The sequence below is a fragment of the Streptomyces longhuiensis genome, from assembly GCF_020616555.1.
In the GTDB taxonomy this organism is placed as follows: Bacteria; Actinomycetota; Actinomycetes; order Streptomycetales; family Streptomycetaceae; genus Streptomyces; species Streptomyces longhuiensis.
Genome location: NZ_CP085173.1, coordinates 5,376,688 through 5,395,182 on the forward strand (window position 1 = coordinate 5,376,688; position 18,495 = coordinate 5,395,182).

Sequence of the window (18,495 nt, forward strand, 5' to 3'; positions counted from 1 at the left end):
CGGTGTGAGGAGTGGTGGTTCGGTATGCCAGGAACAGACGAGGACCGTGACCAGGAAGCCTTCATGGGGGGCCTCGGGGAGGCCTTGCGGATAACCGGTGAGACGTTCAATGTCACGGGTGGGCCGCTGGTCGACGGTGGCATGGCGCGCGGCCGACGCAGGCTGCGGCGTCGGCGGGCGGCGACGGTCACCGGGAGCTTCGCCGCGCTCGCCGCGGTCGGATTCGGCGCGTCCTACGCAGCCGGGGCCTTCGGGGCCGAGGCCGGGCACGGCAGCCCGGTGGCCGCGCAGCCCGAGCCGGGCAGTACGACGCGGGGGAAGACGAGCACGCCGGGCGAGGGGCCGCAGTTCTCCGCCAGCCATCTGATCAAGACCCTCGAAGGGCTGCTGCCCGAAGGCAAGTTCAGCAGCGAGTCCGGCCGGGGTACGGAGGACGGGCTCGGGCCCCTCGCCTCGGTCGTCTTCGACGACGGCAAGGGCAAGGCGGCGATCGGCGTGAGTCTGGGCCGGGTCGACCCTGAGGGCACGGGGGTCGAGGAGCAGCTGGCCTGCCCCGAGAAGATCTACACGCCGTACGACTCCTGCTCGAGCAAGACGCTGGCCGACGGCTCCCGGCTACTGCTCCTGCAGGGTTACGAGTACCCGGACAAGCGCGCGGACACCAAGTGGTGGCACGCGTACGTGGTGACGCCGGAGGGCTACACCGTCGATGCCAGCGAATGGAACGCGCCGGCGGAGAAGGACGAACCCGTCTCCCGGGACGAACCGCCGCTCAGCACCGCACAGTTGAAAGCTCTGGTCACCTCCAAGGAGTGGCGTCCGATACTGCGGGCGCTGCCGAAGCCGCAGGACGAGCCCGTGCAGCAGCCGGTCCCGCAGGCCGCCAGCGGCGACAACATCCTCAAGAACCTCACCTCGCTGCTGCCGAAGAGTGCCAAGGTGACGACCCGCCAGGGCAACGACGGCTTCGCGTACGTCGTGGTGAACGACGGCAAGGGGGCGAGCCTCGTCCAGATCAATGTGCAGTCGAACATGTCGGATGTGGAGGGTGAGCTCTCCGGCTCCGGCGCGCAGACCCTGCCCGACGGCACAAAGGTCGTCACGCGTCAGGGGCCCGGCGACAAGGGTGTCCCGGGCGTGGTGATGTGGACCGTGGACACGATTCGCAAGGACGGGTTCCGCGTGGTGATATCGGCGTTCAACTCGGGCGCGCAGAACACCGCGGCCACGAGGACCACGCCCGCGCTGACCATGACACAGCTCAAGGCGATAGCCACGAGTGGGAAGTGGCGGGGGTAAGGCGCCGGGGACACGCTTTGCTCGGGGCTCGGGGCTCGGGGCTCGGGGCTCGGGGCTCGGGGCTCGGGGCTCGGGCCGGTGACCGGTGACCGGTGAGCAGTATGTGCTGAGCAGAGATTGGTGACCGGTGATGGTGACCGGCAATCGGCGGTCGTCGGCTGTGGGCTCTAGTGGGCCGTGAGCGGGTCTGTTGACGGACGTCACTTCGCGTCGGCGTAGCACTTCACCACTGCGGTGGTGAAAGGGAAGTGCACCGGGGTGTCGCCGAACGTGAGGTGGCCGGCCAGCTCTGCGGCCTCGCGGATCGCCGCTGTCACTGCTTCCGCTTCCTCTTCCGGGCAGTGCACGATCACCTCGTCGTGCTGGAAGAAGACCAGTTCCGCCGCCATCCCGGTGCAGGACTGGCGCAGGGCGGCGAGCATCAGGTCGGCCCAGTCGGCGGCGCTGCCCTGGACGACGAAGTTGCGGGCGAAGCGGCCGCGGGCGCGGGAGTTCGAGGAGGCGTAGCCGGGGGTGAACTCGGTTCCTCCCGAGGTCTGTTCGGGCATCGGGTCGTCCTGGGGGATGCCTGCTTCCTCCTGGTCGCCGGCGCCGGCGACCGGTGGGCAGGTGCGGCCGAGCCAGGTCCGCACGAGGCGGCCCTCCTCGCCCGCGCGGGCCGCGTCGTCGACGTAGGCGACGGCTTGCGGGAAGCGGCGGCGGAGGGCGGCGAGGTTCTTGAGTCCGTCACCTGACGTCTGGCCGTACACCGCGCCGAGCACCGCCAGTTTCGCCTTGGCGCGGTCGCCGGAGAAGGCCCGGTCGGAGACGGACTGGTAGAGGTCGGTCTCCCGCCCGGCGACCTCCATCAGGCCGGGGTCGCGGGAGATGGCGGCGAGGACTCGGGGTTCCATCTGGTCCGCGTCGGCGACGACGAGCCGCCAGCCCGGGTCGGCGACGACGGCACGCCGGATGACCTTGGGGATCTGGAGTGCGCCGCCGCCATTGGTGACCCAGCGACCCGAGACGGTGCCGCCCGGCAGGTACTCGGGTCGGAAACGGCCGTCGCGGACCCAGTCCTGGAGCCAGGACCAACCGTGTGCGGTGTAGATCCGGTACAGCTTCTTGTACTCGATCAGGGGCCGCACCGCGGGATGGTCGATCGACTCGATCTCCCAGCGGCGCGTGGACGTGATCTTCACGCCGGCCTGGGCGAACGCCTTCACCACGTCGGCGGGCAGATCGGGGCGTACGCGGCGGCCGAAGGCCTCGGACACCTCGTCGGCCAGTTCGGCGAGGCGACGCGGTTCGCCACCGCCCGCGTAGCGCTCGCCGAGCAGTTCGTGCAGTACGGAGCGGTGCACGTCGGCGCTCCAGGGGAGACCCGCCGCGTTCATCTCGGCCGCTACGAGCATGGCGGCGGACTCGGCGGCGGTGAGCAGCCGCATCCGGCCCGGGTGGGCGGTGGCGTCGTGGCGGCGCTGCTGATCGGCGTACACCTCTATGAGGTCTTCGAGGGGGACATGAACGGGTTGGGGTTCGAAGAGGGAGGACTGGGAGCCGGGGGTCGCGGCGCGTTGCGGGGGGTCCGGGGGGACGGCCGTCCCGCGGATTCTGGCCAGGGCGGCGGCCGCGGAGCGGGGGTCCCCGAAGCGGCCGGCGTGACCGAGGAGGAGGGTCTCGGCGTCCTCGATGTCGTAGCAGCGCGGCACGCGGAGGCCCGCGGCGAGCAGGCTGGGGTAGACGGCCGCTGTCGATCGCCAGATCCAGCGTGTGACGTCAGGACGGGAGCGGACCGCTTCCGCGAGGCTGGGCTCCTGGCGGACCGGGGCGGCGGGTGTGCCGTCGGCACCGAGCGGCGCGAGCTGGGCTCCGCCGTCCTCGGTGGCCGCGATGGCCCACTTCTCGGTCATGCCGGTGAGTCTTGCACCCGGCACTGACAGCGCCGGGGGCGTCGGGAGCACGCTCGGGCCTGGGTGCGGGCCTGGGTGTGGGTCTGGGTGTGGGTCAGCTGTCGCCGCCCTCGTCGATCAGGCGGCGGACCTCCCGGTCGATCAGGCCGAGACGGGCCTCCGCGACGAGGGGGACGGTTCTGCGTTGCCGGCGGGCCTCGTGGAGGTCGATGTCGACTGTCACCAGTGCCGGTTCCCACTTGGGGGCCTGGGCCACGACCGTCCCGCGTGGGTCGACCACGCGCGAGCCGCCCCAGAAGGAGGCGCCGTGTTCGTTGCCGACGCGGTTCACGAAGACGACCCAGCACTGGAGCATCTTCGCGGTGTAGGCGAGGAGCGTGTCCCAGTACAGGCCCGTGTCCATGGCCTCCGGGTCGAGTGTCGCCGCGCTGTTCGCGGGGACGATGACGACCTCCGCGCCGTCCTGCACGGCGAGCCACGGCAGGACCGGCTGCCAGGCGTCGTTGCACACGAGGGTCGCCGCGCGGCCGTGCCCGTGCGGCAGGTCGTACGCGCGCAGATGCTGGCCGGGGCTGACGTGCTTGCGCTCTTCCCAGGCCAGGTAGTTCGGCAGGTACAACTTGCGGTGGGAGTGGAGGAGTTGGCCATTCGTGTAGTAGGCGGAGGTGTTGTAGGCGCGCAGGCTGGTGTGTTCGTGCAGGCCGATCACGACGTCCGCGCCGAGCGTCGAGATTGCGGCCAGTCGCGGGTCCGTCACCGGGAGGGAGGCGTCCTGGTGCAGGGCGCCGAGGTGATAGCCGTGCAGGCTCAGTTCGGGGAACACGACGAGGTCGGCGCCCTGGGCCGCCGCCTGCTCGGTCTGCTCCTGGGCGACGGCCAGATTCGCGTCCACGTCGCCGAGCACACAGTCGGTCTGCGCAAGCGCCACTCTCATCCTCCGAGCGTCGCAGCGTCCGGCGGAGTCGGCATCCGCAGCGACGCGCGGTGGCCCGGTTGGCGGAGGCAGGGTCCCCGTGGGGCGGCTGGGGCGGGTGCGCCGGTCGGGCAGCCGGGAGGCCTCACCCCATCAGGGCCACCGTTGTCGCCGGGGCCACCAGTGTCACCGGGACCATCAGTGTCGCCGCGACCGCCAGTGTCGCCGGGGTCACCGAGGCCGCTTGGCCCGCCTGGGCCGCCAGCACCATTTGGCCCACCACGACCATTTGGCCCACCACGACCATTTGGCCCACCACGACCACTTGGCCCACCAGGACCACTTGGCCCACCAGGACTGCTTGGACCACAGGGAGCGCCGCCGGTCGTGTCACCCCACCAGAAGCACCAGCTTGCCCCGCACGTGGCCCGACTCGCTCAGGGTCTGTGCCTTGGCCGCGTCGCGGAGGGGGAACGTGTCGGCGATCGAGATGTGGAGCTTGCCGTTCGCGGCGAGTGCGGCCTGGTGGGTGAGGCCCTCGCGGGCCTTGGCGCGGTCGCTGCCGCCGGACGCGAAGGCCACGTTGTATTTGGCCGCGTCGGGGTCGGCGATGGTGACGACCCGGTCCGGCGTGCCGCCGCGCAGTTCGACCGAGTCCGCCAGCGCGCCCTTGCCCGCCGCGTCGAACACCGCGTCCACTCCCTGTGGGGCCACCGCGCGCACCCGTTCCACAAGCCCGTCCCCGTACGCGACGGGGACGGCGCCGATGGAGCGCAGGTACTCGTGGTTGGCGGGGGAGGCCGTGCCGATCACCGTCGCGCCGAGTGCCACGGCCAGCTGTACGCCCATGGAGCCGACGGCGCCCGCGGCGCCGTGGATCAGCAGCGTCTCGCCGCTGCGTACGCCGAGCAGGGCGAGTACGCGCTGGGCCGTCTCGCCGGCGATGGGGAGGGCCGCCGCCTCGGCGGGTTCGAGCCCGGTGGGCCGTGGGGCGACGGCGGAGGCCTGGGCCAGGGCATAGGCCGCGTAGGCGCCGGTCTCGGTCCAGCCGAGGACTTCGTCGCCGATGGAGAGGCCGGTGACGCCCTCGCCGACCTCGTCGACGGTCCCGGCGAACTCGTTGCCGGGTACGGCAGGCAGGGCGGTGGGGAAGACCTGCTCCATCCAGCCGTTTCTGATCTTGTACTCGATGGGGTTGACCCCGACGGCGGCGACCTTCACCCGGACCTGGCCGGGTCCCGCGTGCGGCTCCGCGAGGTCGTCCTTGAAGCGCAGTACCTCGGGTCCGCCGAACTCCTCGAAAACGATGGCTTCCATGCCGGTGCCTGCCTCTCGTTCTCCTACGTTCTCCAGCGTTACGTTCTCCAGAGTCGATCGTCGCCGGGGGAGGGCTGCCCCGCCCTTCGAACAGTTCGGCCTGCCCGAAAGGCCACCCGCCCGAGGCGGTCACCACCCGCCCGAGGCGGTCACCACCCGCCCCCAGTCGCACCCGCGCCCTCTCACCCCGTCCCTCACCCACCCACACGATTCCGGCGCCCCCATCCCGCGCCGAGTACCCCCGCCCCCACAGCGACCACCGCGCACACGCCCACGGCCGAACCGACGACGCCCCACGGCATCACGACCCCCGCCTCAAGCCCCGCTCTCGCCCCCGCCCCCGCGCCAGACTCCGGCGAGAGGAGGCCGAGGGCGGCCGCGAGTCCGCCCAGGTTGAGCGCGGTGACGGCCAGTCCGAGGGCCGTGCCCGCCGTGACCGCGACCAGCGCCTCGCCGGCGAGCATCCACCTGACCTGCGCCCGGGTGGCCCCCGCCCGACGCAGGGCGCGCAGTTCCCCGTCGCGTACGGATGCGGCCATCAACTGTGTTCCGGCGAGCGAGATCGCCGTATAGGTGAGGGCGATGCCCAGGAGCAGCAACATCCCTTGCCGGGTCTGGGGTTTGACCCTGGGGTGGGTGGCGTCGAGCCAGGCGGCTGCGGTGCGTACGCGCACGTCGTGCCCGGACGTGGCCGCTCGCAGCGCGTCCGTCACCGTCGCGGGCGAGGCGTCCGGTGTCAGGCGTACGTCGATCCGGTCGACCGGCGCCGCGCCGGCGTTGGCCATGGTGACGTACGCGCCGTTGTCGCCGGTGCCGCGCGCCAGGACGGCCGCGATCCGGAGTGTGGTGCGGCGGCCGTCGCCGAGCCAGACGGTCAGACGGTCGCCGACGCGGTGGTGTTCCCACTCCTCGTTGACGACGATGGAGCGGTCGTCGAGGTGGCGTAGGTCGCCGGAGACGACGGGGAGCCGGCTGGTCGCGGCGAGGGCCGCGGGGTCGCTCACGGCTCGCGCCTCGGAGCGGACGAGGCTGGTGCCCTCCTCCCGTACGAAGACCGCGGTGGAGGCGGACGGAGACACGGTCGCCACACCTGGCACCGGCCGCCGGGTGAGACTCAAGTGGTGGCCCGTGGCGATGAGTTGGGCGTTGGACTGCTCGTTCGCCTCCTGTGACTTCGCCGCGCTCACCGACTCCGCCGAGCCCATCAGGGAGCCCGCGAGTGCCACTGTCACCAGTACGGGTGCGGCGACCGCGGCCGTGCGTCGGACGGAGGCGGCGGCGTTCTCGCGGACGAGGAGACCGATGGCTCCCGGCAGCCGGATCAGCCGCAGCACCGGGCGGACAAGGAGCGGGGCGAGTGCGGCCGCCGCGGTGATGAGGATCATCGGCTGGGTGGTGTACGTCTTGCGCTTCAGGAGAGCCGACGGGTCGGTCCAGAGGGTGTGGACCGTCAGGCCGAGTCCCAGGGCGAGGAGCGCCGCGCCGACGATCCGGCGGCTCCACGGCATGGCGTCCGTGTCCACGTCGGCGTCCCGCAGCGCTTCCATCGGGCCGATCCGTCCGGCGCGCCGCGACGCGGCCCATGCTCCCGCGACCGCCACGAACAGGCCGGTCCAGAAGGCGAGTTGAAACGGCCATGAGGTCCAGTAGGACCAAGAGCCCCAGGAGGTCCAGGAGGTCCAGGACGTCCCAGAGGTCGACTGTGGTGTGCCGGTGCCGCTCACCGTGAACCACGGGGGCGCGATGCCGTTGTCGATCAGCGCCCGGGCGAGCAGTGGAGCGCCCCAGGAGCCGAGGACACAGCCCGTGGCGCTCGCCGCGACCCCCACGGCGAGGGCCTCGGTGAAGAGCTGACGTCGTACGCGTCCCGGAGTGGCGCCCGCGAGCCGCAGCAGCCCGAACTCCCGCCTGCGCAGGGCGACCACGAACGCGAACGTCGACGCCGTGACGAAGACGGCGACGAACGCGGAGACTCCGCCGGCCGTGCCCAGCATCGCCCGCACCGCGACGACCGCCTGCACGTCGCGCTCCGCGCCCGGGTCGGCCAGGCGCCGTGCGGCGCCGGTCAGGACCTGCGCCCGGTCGCCGACCAGCTCGCGTACGGCGGCGGCCGAGGCGTCGACGCCGACCGCGTCCGGCGCGAGATGATCACGGTGGACGGTGCCCAGCTCGGTCAGCTCGCGCAGCAGTTCTTTGTCCACAGGCTGTGGATGGGGAATCCTTTTCGAGTCGTGAGCGCGGTGCGGGCCACGGTCGACCTCGACAGTCAGGGTGTCGTGTGGCATGACCACGACGGGTTGTGCGGCGAACCGCTGAGGCTTGCCCACAGGCGGGTCGGCGGCCGCCGCGAGCCCCAGCCCCATGCTCGCGACCAGGGCCACCCCGAGCGCGACGGCGACGAACGCCCCCGCGAAGAGATGCCGGCGCGTCCGCAGGTTTGCCCAGGCGCAGGTGAGGGTGGTCAGCATGCGCCGACCCCCTTGCCGGGCGCGTCGCCGCCGCCGGCCAGGGTGCGAGCGGCGGCGGACATGTCACCCGCACCCACGCTCGTACCCGCACCTACGCTCGTACCTGCACCCCCACCCGCTTCCGAACCCCTAGAACCTCCCGAGCCCTCCGGGCCTCCCGAGCCCCCTGAGCCTCCCGAACCCCCCTCAAGCCCCGTCATCCGGGCCGCGACCGTCTCCGCGTCCGGTGTCAGGAGCTCGTCCACGACCCTCCCGTCGACCAGGAACACCACCCGGTCCGCGCGGGCCGCGGCCACCGGGTCGTGCGTCACCATCACCGTCGTCTGACCCTCTCGGTCGACCAACTCCCTCAGCAGAGTGAGGACTTGGCGGCCGGTCGTCGTGTCGAGGGCGCCCGTCGGCTCGTCGCCGAAGAGGACGGCCGGCCGGGTGATCAGGGCGCGGGCCAGGGCCACCCGCTGCTGCTGGCCGCCGGACAGCTGTGAAGGGCGATGCCCCGCGCGCTCGGCGAGGCCTACGCGGCCCAGCGCCTCGCGCACCTCCGCGCGCGAGGGTCGCCGGCCGGCGAGCCGCAGGGGGAGCGCCACGTTCTGTGCGGCAGTGAGCGACGGCAGCAGGTTGAAGGACTGGAACACGAAACCGATCCGGTCCCGGCGCAGGAGGGTGAGCGCCCGTTCGCCGAGTCCGGTGAGGTCGGTCCCGGCGACGGTGACGGTGCCCGACGTCGGACGGTCCAGGCCCGCGGCGCACTGGAGCAACGTCGACTTCCCGGACCCGGAGGGGCCCATCACGGCGGTGAAGGTCCCGGCGAGGAAGTCGAGGTCGACCCCGTCGAGGGCGGTGACGCCGCGGTACTCGCGACGTACGGCGGTGAGCCGCACAGCAGGTGTGGTCATGCCTCAACCCAACCGCCGCGACGCCCCGCGAACACGACCACTGGGGGGCGTTCCGGGGGTATGGCCAGCCCTACCCCTCCGTTTCCGCCTGAGACCATGGAAGAGAAGACACGGCAGACCGCGCGGCAACCCCCGCGCCGGGCGGCATGGCAGCCGCGCGGCAATCCCCGCACCGGGCGGCATGGCAAGCCGCACGGCGGACCGCGCGGCAGACCAGACAGGCAAGGAGGCGGCGCCCCCGCATGACGGAACGTACGACGCGGACCACGGTCGAGCAGGCCTTCGCCGCCGCCCTGTACGGGGAGGGTGCGGAGGCCGGGCTCGACACGGGCGCGTCCTTGCTCGCCGCCGCCCCGTCCGCCGACACCGAACTCGCCTTGCGGGGGCAGGAGTTCATACGCCGGGCCTGGGAGCGCGGCTGGCAGCCCGCCGACGTCATGCGCATCGTCGTACGCGACCTCGAAGAGGTACCGCACGGACACATCGCGGCCCGCCTGATCCGAGCCGAGACCGCGCGTTACGAGTACCTGCCCCCGCGCTGGGACGCACAGCTCACCGACCTGCCACAGGGCACGCATGCTGGTGGGGGTCCGCGTCTGGACCGCTTCTCGTACGCGACCGCCGTCCTGGAGCTGTACCGCCTGCTCCTGCGGCTCCCGCCGATCGAGGCCGTGGGGCCCGTGCCGGGCGAGTCCGTGGCGCGGCCCGTCGCGGGGGAGCCGCGCGAGCTCGCCCGGATCCGCGCGCTGCTCGCCAAGGCCGAGGCGACCGCCTACCCGCCGGAGGCCGAGGCGCTGGCGGCGAAGGCGCAGGAGCTGATGACCAGGCACAGCGTCGACGCGGCGCTTCTCGCGGCCCGGACGCACGCGAAGGACACGCCTGTCGCGTGCCGGATCGGCGTGGACGCCCCGTACGAGACGGCGAAGGCGGCCCTCCTGGACGCGGTCGCGTCGGCGAACCGCTGCCGCGCGGTGTGGAACAGCGGCTTCGGCTTCTCCACGGTCGTCGGCTTCGAGTCCGACCTGGAGGCGGTGGAGCTGCTTCATACCTCGCTGCTGGTGCAGGGCACGGCGGCGATGACGCGGGCCGAGGCCGAGCAGCGCGCTGGGGGACGTAAGCGGACCAAGACGTTCAGGCAGGCGTTCCTCGCCGCGTACGCGCACCGCATAGGCGACCGGCTCGCGGCGGTGGCGGAGGAGGTGACCGGCCGGAGCCAGGAGGGCGGGCTGCTGCCGGTCCTGGCGGCGCGCGATGTCGCGGTGGCCGGCCGGACCGACGACATGTTCCCGCAGACCGTGACGACCCGGGTCCGGGGCGTCAGCGACGGCGCCGGCTGGGCGGAGGGCGTGGCGGCCGCCGACCGCGCCCGCGTCTCGGACCGCGCCGAGGTACGCGGCGGCGGCACACCCCGGTGAGCTGAACCGCGCCCGCCCCACGGACCGTGCCGGCGATTACGCCACGGACCGGGCCCCCGTTGCGGAACGCGCCCGCCCCACGGACTCCGCCCCCGTTGTGGAACGCGCCCGCCCCACGGACTCCGCCCCCGTTGCGGAATGCGCGCCGACGGCACACCCCGGTGAGCCGAACCGCCACCCCGACCCATATGTCTGACTCGCCCGTATCCTGACGGAGTGAGTTGGTTCCGGGCGCTGAAGGACACCACCCGCTCGGGCCTGAGTGTCGAGCGGAAACGCCTGGAACCCCTGGTCGCGCTGCGTGGCGCCGCCGGTCTGGCCATCGTGATCACGGTCAGCCTCACGTTCTTCGGTCCGGCGGTCGCGGCGAGCTCCGCGTTCGGTGCCTTCCAGGCGGCGATCGCCACGTTCCAGCGCAGCTGGCGCCCCCGCCCCGAGCTGGCCGTGGCGTCCGGCGCGAGCCTCGGCGTCTCGACGTTCCTCGGCTACCTCACCGGCGGCCACCTCGTCCTCTTCCTCGCACTCCTGGTCCTGTGGACGTTCCTGGCGGGCCTGTCCTGGGCGGCGGGCCCGACGATCGGGATCATCGCGTCGTCGAACGTCGCGATGATGCTGGTCACGATCACCCTGCCGACGTCGGTCGCGAACGCCGCCGGGCACGCCGCGATGATGGTCTTCGGCGGTCTCGTCCAGGCCGCCCTCGTGATCCTCTTCCCGGTACGCAGATGGGGCGCGCACCGCGACGCCCTCGCCGACGCGCTCGCCGCGGAGGCCGACTACGCGCGCCGGCTGCGCCACGACCCCGTCGCCCCGTTCGACGGCGAACCGCTGATGCTGGCGCGCAACGCCGCCGCGCTCACCCCGCGCCAGGCCCGCACCCGCCCGGCCCAGCTGCGCGGCGCCCGCGGCATCGCCGAACGCATCCGCCCGGTCCTCGCCTCGCTCGCGGACCCGGCGGTCGGCGTCCCGGACGAGGGGCCCGAACGCGAGCGCGTCCTGGAACTCCTGGGCGCGGCGGGCTCGATCCTGGACGCGGCGGCGCGGGCGATCCGCCACGGCGCGCCGGTCAAGGTGCCCCCGGCGGCGGTCGCCACGTTCAAGACCCCCGACACGGGGGCGATCCTCTCCGGCCCGGCGAAGCGAGCGGCGGCGCGCCTCGGCTCGCTCCTGAAGGACGTACTGGAGACCGCGGGCGCGCGGACGGACACCCAGCACCCCGAGCCCCGCAACGAGAACGCCCAGCTCAGCCGCCCCACCTTCGTCCGGCTGCTGCCCATCGCGGCGGGAGCGATGCGCAGGGAGCTGTACCGCGGGTCGCCGATTCTCAGGCACGCCATCCGGGTGTCGGCCGTCGCGGCGGTCGGCTACCTCATCGGCACCGCTCTCCCCTTCGGCCACGGTTACTGGGCGCCGATGGCCGCCGTCATGGTCATGCGCCCCGACTTCTCGCAGACGTACTCGCGCGCGGTGGCCCGTTTCGGCGGCACGCTCATCGGGGTCGCCCTCGCCACCGGGCTCGTCCAGGTCGCCCACCCGGACACCGGGCTCTCCGCGACGCTCGCCGTGATCTGCGCGGGCCTGATGTACCTCGTGATGCGTACGGGCCAGCTCGCCGCGCAGGCCTGCGTCGCCGCGTACGTCGTGTTCCTGCTCGGCATGGGCGGCGAGGCGTGGGACCAGACGGTCCCCGAGCGGGTCGTGCTCACGCTCGTCGGCGGTCTCCTCGCGATGCTGGCGTACGCGGTGTACCCGGCCTGGGAGACGCCCCGGCTGCGCACGCGGCTCGCGGACTGGCTGCTCGCCCTCGGCCGGTACGGCGCCGCGGTGATCGGCCGCTACGCGGAGCCCGGCGGCGGGGACCTGCCCGATGTGCGCGAGTCGCTGCTCGTGGCACGCGCGGCCGAACTCGCCTGGCAGGACGCCGCGTCCAGGGCGCGGACCGAACCGGTGCGCCACCGCGGCCTCTCCCGCGCCGCGGCCGACGACGCCGAACACGCCCTGCGGCACATCGGCCGGGTCGAGATGCTGATGGAGGCGCACCTGCCGGAACGGGACGCGACCCCGGTCCCGGCGGCCGCCCGCCTCGCGAAGGCACTGCGCACCGCCACGGAGGACGGCGCGCGTGCGGTGCGCGAACGCCGGGTGCCGCGCTGGCAGGCGGTACGGGACGCTCTCGCGGACTGGGACGGCGAGGGCGTACCGGACCGGGTCGTACGCAGAGGCGCGGGCCTGCTCCTGGAGGCGCTGGAGGATCTCTCGGACGCGCTCGACACCGACGTCCCCCCGATCACCCTGAAGCCGGACGAGCCGCCCGCTCCGGACGAGCCGTCCGCTCCGGACGAGCGAAAGCCCGACAACTCGCCCGACCTCGACGATCAGAAACCCACCGCACCGCCCGCCCCCGACGCCCGGAAACCCGAAGGGCCGCCGGGTCCGGAGGATCGAGCGGCCCAATGACGGTGAGCAGCGACGAGGAAAAGCGACGAGAAAACCGACAGAGTCGCCCGAGCCGACAGAGCCGCCCGAGTCGCCCGAGTCCCCCGAGTCAGCCCCGCGTCAGGATTTGGGCAGCCCCATCGTCGGGAACCCCGACGGCAGCTTCCCGTTGTCCGTCTTGCGGAACGTGTCGTCCCCGAAGCCTTCCCACGACACCTTCAGGGTCGTGGCGTCGACGGACTTGACCTGCCCCATGTTCCGGTCGGTGTTCCCGTCGGCGCACTTCAGGGTGAACATCTGCATGCCCATCTCGTCGCCGGCGGTCCCGCTGCACACGTGCTCGCCGACGAGGGCCACCTTCTTGCCGCTGATGAGCAGGGCGACGCTCTTGCCCTGGGACGTGGTGACCCAACTCCCCTGAAGGCTGCCGGACGTCCCACCGGAACCGGAACCGGACCCACCCGTGTCGGCCCCCGTGGACGCCGAGGCCTGCGGCGTCTCCGTGGGCTTGCCGCCATCGCCCCCGTTGCCACTGTCGCTGCTGCATCCGGTGATCACGAGCGCCGCGGCAACTCCCGCCGCGGCGGCACCGATCCGTACGCGCTTGAGCACAAGATCCCCCTACGTTGCGGATGTGACTGCCGGTACGTGGCCCGGCCCGCAGCAAGCTACCAGCCGCCCCTCACGTCACCGGGAAGACTTCCGCAGTCCGGGCAGGAAGCCCGCGTGCGCCTGCTCGCGCAGGTTCACCCTGGAGAGACCGAAGACGCGCAGGTACCCGCGCGGCCGGCCGTCGACATTGTCGTGGTTGCGCACGCGCGTGGCGCTCGCGTCCCTCGGCTGACGTGCCGATTCCCTTTGTGCGGCGGCACGTTCGGGCTCGGTGGACGACAGCCGGCGGACGATCTCGTTGAGCTCGGCCCGGCGCGCGGCGCAGCGCACGACGACCCTCCGGCGCCTCTCATTCTTCGCGATCTTGCTCTTCCTGGCCATCAGATCCTCACTCCACGGGCACGAATCCTGGCGACGGCGGCCTCGACGCCGATCGCGTCGACGGTCCTGATCGCCCTGGCGCTCAGCCGCAGCCGTACGTGCCGGCCCTCGCTCGGCAGCCAGTAGCGCTTGCGCTGGACGTTGGGGTCGAAGCGGCGTGACGTGCGCCGGTGGGAGTGGGAGATGCGGTTGCCGAAGCCGGGGGCGGCCCCGGTCAGCATGCAGTGCGCGGACATGACGACGTACCTCTCTCGATGGCTGTGGCTGTGGCTGTGGCTGTGGCTGTGGCCCGTGACCCGGAGCTGTGACCCGGATCATTTTGGAAACGGGATTCATTTTCATATACTAGCCACATGGCACGCAACGAACTCCGCCCAGTGATCAAGCTCAGGTCCACCGCGGGTACGGGCTACACCTACGTCACCCGCAAGAACCGCCGTAACGACCCCGACCGCGTGACCCTGCGCAAGTACGACCCGGTCGCAGGCCACCACGTCGACTTCCGAGAGGAGCGCTGAGCCCCGTGCGCAAGGACATCCACCCCGCCTACGGCCCGGTCGTCTTCCGTGACCGTGCCGCGAACCACGCCTTCCTGACCTGCTCGACCGCCACCAGTGACAAGACCGTCGAGTGGGAGGACGGCCACACCTACCCCGTCATCGACGTCGAGATCTCGAACGTGAGCCACCCCTTCTACACGGGCAACGCGCGCGTCCTCGACACCGCCGGGCGTGTGGAGCGCTTCGAGCGGCGCTTCGGGAAGCAGCGCGACCGCTGACCCGGCTGCCCACAGAGATCGGCGGCGGCCCGCACGCGCAAGCGTGCCTGGCCGCCGCCGAGGAACGGCTCGCCACGGACCCGTGGGGGTCCGAACGCGAGCGGGGGCGTCAGAACGGGAACTGGCTCCGGCCGTGCTGCACGGAGATCCACTTCTGCGTGGTGAACGCCTCGACGGTCGCCTCACCGTTCAGCCGGCCGAGCCCGGACCGCTTCTCGCCGCCGAACGCGACGAGCGGCTCGTCGTGCACCGTCCCGTCGTTGACGTGGATCATCCCGGTGTCGATGCGCCGCGCGAACGCGACGCCCCGCTCCACGTCCCGCGTGTGCACGGCTCCGCTCAGCCCGTAAGGGGTGTCGTTCGCGACGGCCACCGCCTCCTCGTCCCCGTCGAAGGGGATGAGGAGCGCGACCGGACCGAAGATCTCCTGCCGCAGCACCGGGGAGTCGGCCGGCAGGCCCGTCAGGACGCTCGGCTCGACCAGATTGCCGACGGTCTTGCCGTGCAGCAGCGCGGTCGCACCCTCGGCGAGCGCCTGGTCGACGACGCCCGAAACGGCTTCCGCCTGATTGGAGTTGATGACCGGACCGATGACGGTCGACGGGTCGCGGGGGTCGCCCACCTTGAGGGACCTGACCTTGGCGACGAACTTCTCGGTGAACTCCTTCTCCACCTTGCGGTCCACCAGGATCCGGTTGGCGGCCATGCAGACCTGGCCCTGGTGCACGTACCGGCTGAAGACCGCCGCGTCGACGGCGTAGTCGACGTCCGCGTCGTCGAGCACGGTCAGTGCGCTGTTGCCGCCCAGCTCCAGGACGGCGTGCTTGAACTGCGAGGCGCACACCGTCGCGACGTGCTGGCCCACCGCGTCGGAGCCGGTGAAGGAGATGACCTTCGGCACGGGGTGGGTGAGGAGCGCGTCGCCTATCTCGGCGATGTCGGTGATGACGACGTTGAGCAGACCGGCCGGCAGGCCCGCGTCCTCGAAGATCTTCGCGACCAGGGAACCACCGCAGATCGGAGTGTTCTGGTGCGGCTTGAGGACCACGCCGTTGCCGAGGGCCAGCGCGGGCGCGACCGACTTCAGCGACAGCAGGAACGGGAAGTTGAAGGGGCTGATGACGCCCACGACGCCGACGGGAACGCGGTAGACCCGGTTCTCCTTGCCGTCGACGGGCGACGGGATGACCCGCCCCTGCGGGCGCAGCGCCAGCTGGATCGCCTCGCGCAGGAACTCCTTGGCGAGATGCAGCTCGAACCCGGCCTTCAGCCGCGTACCGCCGAGCTCGTCGACGATCGCGTCGGATATCTCGCCCTCGCGCTCCTCGACCAGGCGCAGCGCCCGCTCGAAGACCAGGCGTCGCGTGTACGCGTTGGTGTCCGCCCAGCTCTTCTGCGCCCGCTCCGCCGCCCGGTAGGCCTCGTCGACCTCGTCGGCCGACGCCACGGTGATGGAGGCCAGCTTCTCGCCGTTGTACGGGTTGAAGTCGATGATGTCCCACGCCCCGCGGCCGGGACGCCATGAACCGTCGATGTATTGCTGGGCCAGTTCGGTGAAGTAGGACATGAGATCCCTTGCTGCTGCCGGCAGACACCTAATGGATCGTCATCTTACGTCTGTACCAGTCGAGTTGTGGCCTGGTTGAGACGCCCGGCCGATCGCCGTCGATCGGGAACAGGGCCGGAAGGATCGGTTCTCGGCCAGCCTTGGGCAGTGGCCGTTAACCGGCGGGCACTGACCGGTGGGCACTGACCGGCGGGTGTTGACCAGCAGCTGTTGGTCGGCGGGTGTTGGTTAGCAGGACTGGTCAACAGGGCTGGTCAGCAGGGCTGGTCAGGCGGCCTTCGCCAGCAGGCCTCGGATGATGTCCACGCTCTCCGCGGGCGTCGGGCACTCCGCCTGAAGCTGCTCCATCGCCCGCGCGTACTGCGTGACGTCCTCGCGCTTGTCGAGGTACAGGGCGCTGGTGAGCTGCTCCATGTAGACGATGTCCGAGAGGTCGGACTCCGGGAAGCTGAGCATCGCGAAGGCGCCGGTCTCACCCGAGTGGCCACCGAAGCCGAACGGCATGACCTGAAGCGTGACGTTGGGCCGCTCGGAGATGTCGATCAGATGCTGGAGCTGACCCTGCATCACCTTCGGTCCACCGTACGGGCGTTGCAGTGCGGCCTCGTCGAGCACCACGTGGAACTCGGGGGCGTGCTCGGAGACGAGGAGCTTCTGCCGCTCGAGGCGCAGCGCCACACGACGGTCGATGTCCGCCTTCGGTGCGTCCTTCATGCCCCGGGCGACGACCGCATGCGCGTACCCCTCGGTCTGCAGCAGCCCGTGCACGAACTGCACCTCGTACGCGCGGATGAGCGACGCGGCGCCCTCCAGGCCTACATAGGTGGGGAACCAGCCGGGCAGGACGTCCGAGTACGTGTGCCACCAGCCCGCGACGTTGGCCTCCTTGACGAGGGAGAGGAGCGCGCCGCGCTCCGCCTCGTCGGCGACTCCGTACAGGGTCAGCAGGTCCTCGACGTCCCTGGCCTTGAAGCTCACCCGTCCCAACTCCATGCGGCTGATCTTCGATTCGGATGCGCGGATCGAGTAGCCGGCCGCTTCCCGGGTGATGCCACGTGATTCGCGCAGGCGCCTCAGTTGCGAGCCCAGCAGGATGCGTCGCACCACCGAGCCGCTCGACTCTCCCGCACTCACGTCGCTCCACCCTCCCGATCGCTCCAGCAGCCGAAGTCTGCCATTAAAACGCTCCGGCCCGTACTCGTTCGGTTACAGAAACAGAAAGGTTGCGAAAGGTCTCCACAAGAAGTCGTGGGAAGAAATGAGCAACAAGTGGTACGTCAGGGGACAGGCCGGGCGCGTGCACGTGCATCTGCCCTTGCATCTGCTGTACGCATTCGGAACGATGGCCCACGCACCACCGCTCCACTCGCTATGTACCGCGAATCCCGGGAGTGCCTCGGATGGGGACGAATGGACCGGCCATGCTCGAGCCGTTAAGGCAGGGGCTTCCGCCACTCGACCCTTCAGCCGTCTCCAGCTCCGCCTCCTGCGCGCTTCCCGCACGGTACGAAGCGGTGGGCAGCGCCCGTAATTTCACGCGCGGGACGCTCGACGGCTGGGACGTGGCGGAGAGATTCGACGACGTCTGTCTCGTGGTCTCCGAACTCGTCACCAACGCTCTGCGGCACGCACTGCCCTCGGACACCCCGCGTGCGCAGGACCCGCCGGTGCGGCTGCATCTGATGCGCTGGACCTCACGCCTGGTGTGCGCGGTGCGCGATCCCAGCGACGAGAGCCCCGTCGCCCGTGAGGCGGAGGACGACTTCAACGCCGAATCGGGCCGTGGCCTGTTCCTGGTCGACTCGTTCAGCGACAGCTGGGGCTGGCATCCGCTGGCCGGCACGCTGAACGGGAAAGTGGTGTGGGCGCTGTTCCGGCTGTGAGAGCCGACAACTGGCCGACGCCATTGGAGAGTTGGTGACTGGCGACTGACGCTGGTGACGGATGGCTGACGATTTACGGCCGCGGACCGTTATCTGCCATCTGCCACCTGCCATCTGCCACCTGCCACCTGCCACCTGCCACCTGGCGATGGTCAGATGACAGTTATCGTCATCTGTCATCTGTCATCTGCCAGTTGTCACTCGTCAGTTGTCATCCGTCAGGTTCACCTGGCGACTGTCACGGGTTTCATCCGGCAACTGTCACGAGTGCCACCCGGCAACTGTCACCCGTCAGCTATCAGGTGGTCGAACTCCCCGTCCTTGACGCCCAGCAGCATCGCCTCGATCTCGGCGGGCGTGTACACGAGGGCCGGGCCCTCCGGGAAGTTCGAGTTGCGCATCGCCACCCGTCCCCCCGGCAATTTCGCGAACTCCACGCAGGAGCCCTGCGAGTTGCTGTGCCTGCTCTTCTGCCAGACCACACCGTGAAGCTCCGTGGCCGCCATGCCGTTGTACACGTGGTGCACAGTCGCTCCCCGGTCGTGCTGTGGCCTATGAGGCTCATGTGGCCAGCGAGTCAGGTGTAGTGGTCAACTGTCCTGGATCATAGCTGCGTTCACATGCCGATGCATGGGCAG

At 71.2% G+C, this 18,495-nt stretch carries 17 protein-coding genes and 1 pseudogene; 6 read left to right on the plus strand and 12 right to left on the minus strand.

All coding sequences use genetic code 11. The annotated features are described in order from the left end of the window. Window positions 1–24 precede the first annotated feature (24 nt). The gene (locus tag LGI35_RS24890) at window positions 25–1,299 is read left to right on the plus strand and encodes a hypothetical protein (RefSeq protein ID WP_227296565.1); all 1,275 of its coding nucleotides are present in this window, start codon (window positions 25–27) and stop codon (window positions 1,297–1,299) included. A gap of 200 nt (window positions 1,300–1,499) precedes the next feature. Here the strand turns inward: LGI35_RS24890 and LGI35_RS24895 are convergent, their stop codons facing one another. The 6 genes and pseudogenes from LGI35_RS24895 to LGI35_RS24920 form a co-directional block, all read right to left on the minus strand. After that, a complete protein-coding gene (locus LGI35_RS24895; protein WP_227296566.1) occupies window positions 1,500–3,191 on the minus strand; it encodes a bifunctional 3'-5' exonuclease/DNA polymerase in 1,692 nt (563 codons plus the stop codon). A gap of 94 nt (window positions 3,192–3,285) precedes the next feature. Next, entirely contained in the window at window positions 3,286–4,125 is an 840-nt protein-coding gene (locus LGI35_RS24900) for a nitrilase-related carbon-nitrogen hydrolase (RefSeq protein ID WP_227296567.1), read from the minus strand. A 124-nt stretch (window positions 4,126–4,249) separates the two neighbouring features. Then, window positions 4,250–4,456, minus strand: coding sequence for a hypothetical protein (locus LGI35_RS24905; RefSeq protein WP_227296568.1), 207 nt, complete (start codon window positions 4,454–4,456; stop codon window positions 4,250–4,252). A 38-nt stretch (window positions 4,457–4,494) separates the two neighbouring features. Continuing rightward, the gene (locus LGI35_RS24910) at window positions 4,495–5,421 is read right to left on the minus strand and encodes an NADP-dependent oxidoreductase (protein ID WP_227296569.1); all 927 of its coding nucleotides are present in this window, start codon (window positions 5,419–5,421) and stop codon (window positions 4,495–4,497) included. A gap of 194 nt (window positions 5,422–5,615) precedes the next feature. Continuing rightward, a complete protein-coding gene (locus LGI35_RS24915) occupies window positions 5,616–7,889 on the minus strand; it encodes an ABC transporter permease (protein WP_227296570.1) in 2,274 nt (757 codons plus the stop codon). 149 nt (window positions 7,890–8,038) lie between these two features. Then, window positions 8,039–8,785 (minus strand): annotated as a pseudogene (locus LGI35_RS24920) (ABC transporter ATP-binding protein); the annotation flags it as partial. Window positions 8,786–9,027: 242 nt separating this feature from the next. Here LGI35_RS24920 and LGI35_RS24925 point away from each other — a divergent pair. Next, the gene (locus LGI35_RS24925) at window positions 9,028–10,200 is read left to right on the plus strand and encodes a DUF2786 domain-containing protein (protein WP_227296571.1); all 1,173 of its coding nucleotides are present in this window, start codon (window positions 9,028–9,030) and stop codon (window positions 10,198–10,200) included. Between the two features lie 216 nt (window positions 10,201–10,416). Further along, entirely contained in the window at window positions 10,417–12,657 is a 2,241-nt protein-coding gene (locus LGI35_RS24930) for an FUSC family protein (protein WP_227296572.1), read from the plus strand. 99 nt (window positions 12,658–12,756) lie between these two features. Here the strand turns inward: LGI35_RS24930 and LGI35_RS24935 are convergent, their stop codons facing one another. From LGI35_RS24935 to rpmB, 3 genes are all read right to left on the minus strand, one after another. Next, the gene (locus tag LGI35_RS24935) at window positions 12,757–13,248 is read right to left on the minus strand and encodes a hypothetical protein (protein WP_227296573.1); all 492 of its coding nucleotides are present in this window, start codon (window positions 13,246–13,248) and stop codon (window positions 12,757–12,759) included. Window positions 13,249–13,323: 75 nt separating this feature from the next. Next, the gene (gene rpsN, locus LGI35_RS24940; RefSeq protein ID WP_227296574.1) at window positions 13,324–13,629 is read right to left on the minus strand and encodes a 30S ribosomal protein S14; all 306 of its coding nucleotides are present in this window, start codon (window positions 13,627–13,629) and stop codon (window positions 13,324–13,326) included. After that, window positions 13,629–13,865, minus strand: coding sequence for a 50S ribosomal protein L28 (rpmB, locus tag LGI35_RS24945; RefSeq protein WP_227296575.1), 237 nt, complete (start codon window positions 13,863–13,865; stop codon window positions 13,629–13,631). Before rpmB ends, rpsN begins: the two co-directional genes overlap by 1 nt. A 117-nt stretch (window positions 13,866–13,982) precedes the next feature. On the opposite strand from rpmB, the gene rpmG reads away from it, so the two are divergent. Both rpmG and LGI35_RS24955 read left to right on the plus strand, forming a co-directional pair. Continuing rightward, window positions 13,983–14,147: a 50S ribosomal protein L33 gene (gene rpmG / locus LGI35_RS24950; protein WP_227296576.1), complete on the plus strand. Its 165-nt coding sequence runs from the start codon at window positions 13,983–13,985 to the stop codon at window positions 14,145–14,147. Between the two features lie 5 nt (window positions 14,148–14,152). Beyond that, window positions 14,153–14,407, plus strand: a complete 255-nt coding sequence (locus LGI35_RS24955) for a type B 50S ribosomal protein L31 (RefSeq protein WP_227296577.1) — start codon at window positions 14,153–14,155, stop codon at window positions 14,405–14,407. 109 nt (window positions 14,408–14,516) lie between these two features. Here LGI35_RS24955 and LGI35_RS24960 read toward each other — a convergent pair whose 3' ends face one another. Next, entirely contained in the window at window positions 14,517–15,974 is a 1,458-nt protein-coding gene (locus LGI35_RS24960) for an aldehyde dehydrogenase family protein (protein ID WP_227296578.1), read from the minus strand. Between the two features lie 267 nt (window positions 15,975–16,241). Next, window positions 16,242–17,108 carry a helix-turn-helix domain-containing protein gene (locus tag LGI35_RS24965; protein ID WP_227296579.1) on the minus strand — a complete coding sequence of 289 codons (867 nt, stop codon included), beginning with the start codon at window positions 17,106–17,108 and terminating at the stop codon, window positions 16,242–16,244. Window positions 17,109–17,374: 266 nt separating this feature from the next. Between LGI35_RS24965 and LGI35_RS24970 the strand changes: the two genes are divergently transcribed. Then, window positions 17,375–17,857 carry an ATP-binding protein gene (locus tag LGI35_RS24970; protein WP_227296580.1) on the plus strand — a complete coding sequence of 161 codons (483 nt, stop codon included), beginning with the start codon at window positions 17,375–17,377 and terminating at the stop codon, window positions 17,855–17,857. 284 nt (window positions 17,858–18,141) lie between these two features. On the opposite strand, the gene LGI35_RS24975 is transcribed toward LGI35_RS24970, so the two are convergent. Beyond that, on the minus strand, window positions 18,142–18,384 hold the full coding sequence (locus tag LGI35_RS24975; RefSeq protein WP_100597687.1) for a DUF397 domain-containing protein: 243 nt from the start codon (window positions 18,382–18,384) through the stop codon (window positions 18,142–18,144). Window positions 18,385–18,495 lie beyond the last annotated feature (111 nt).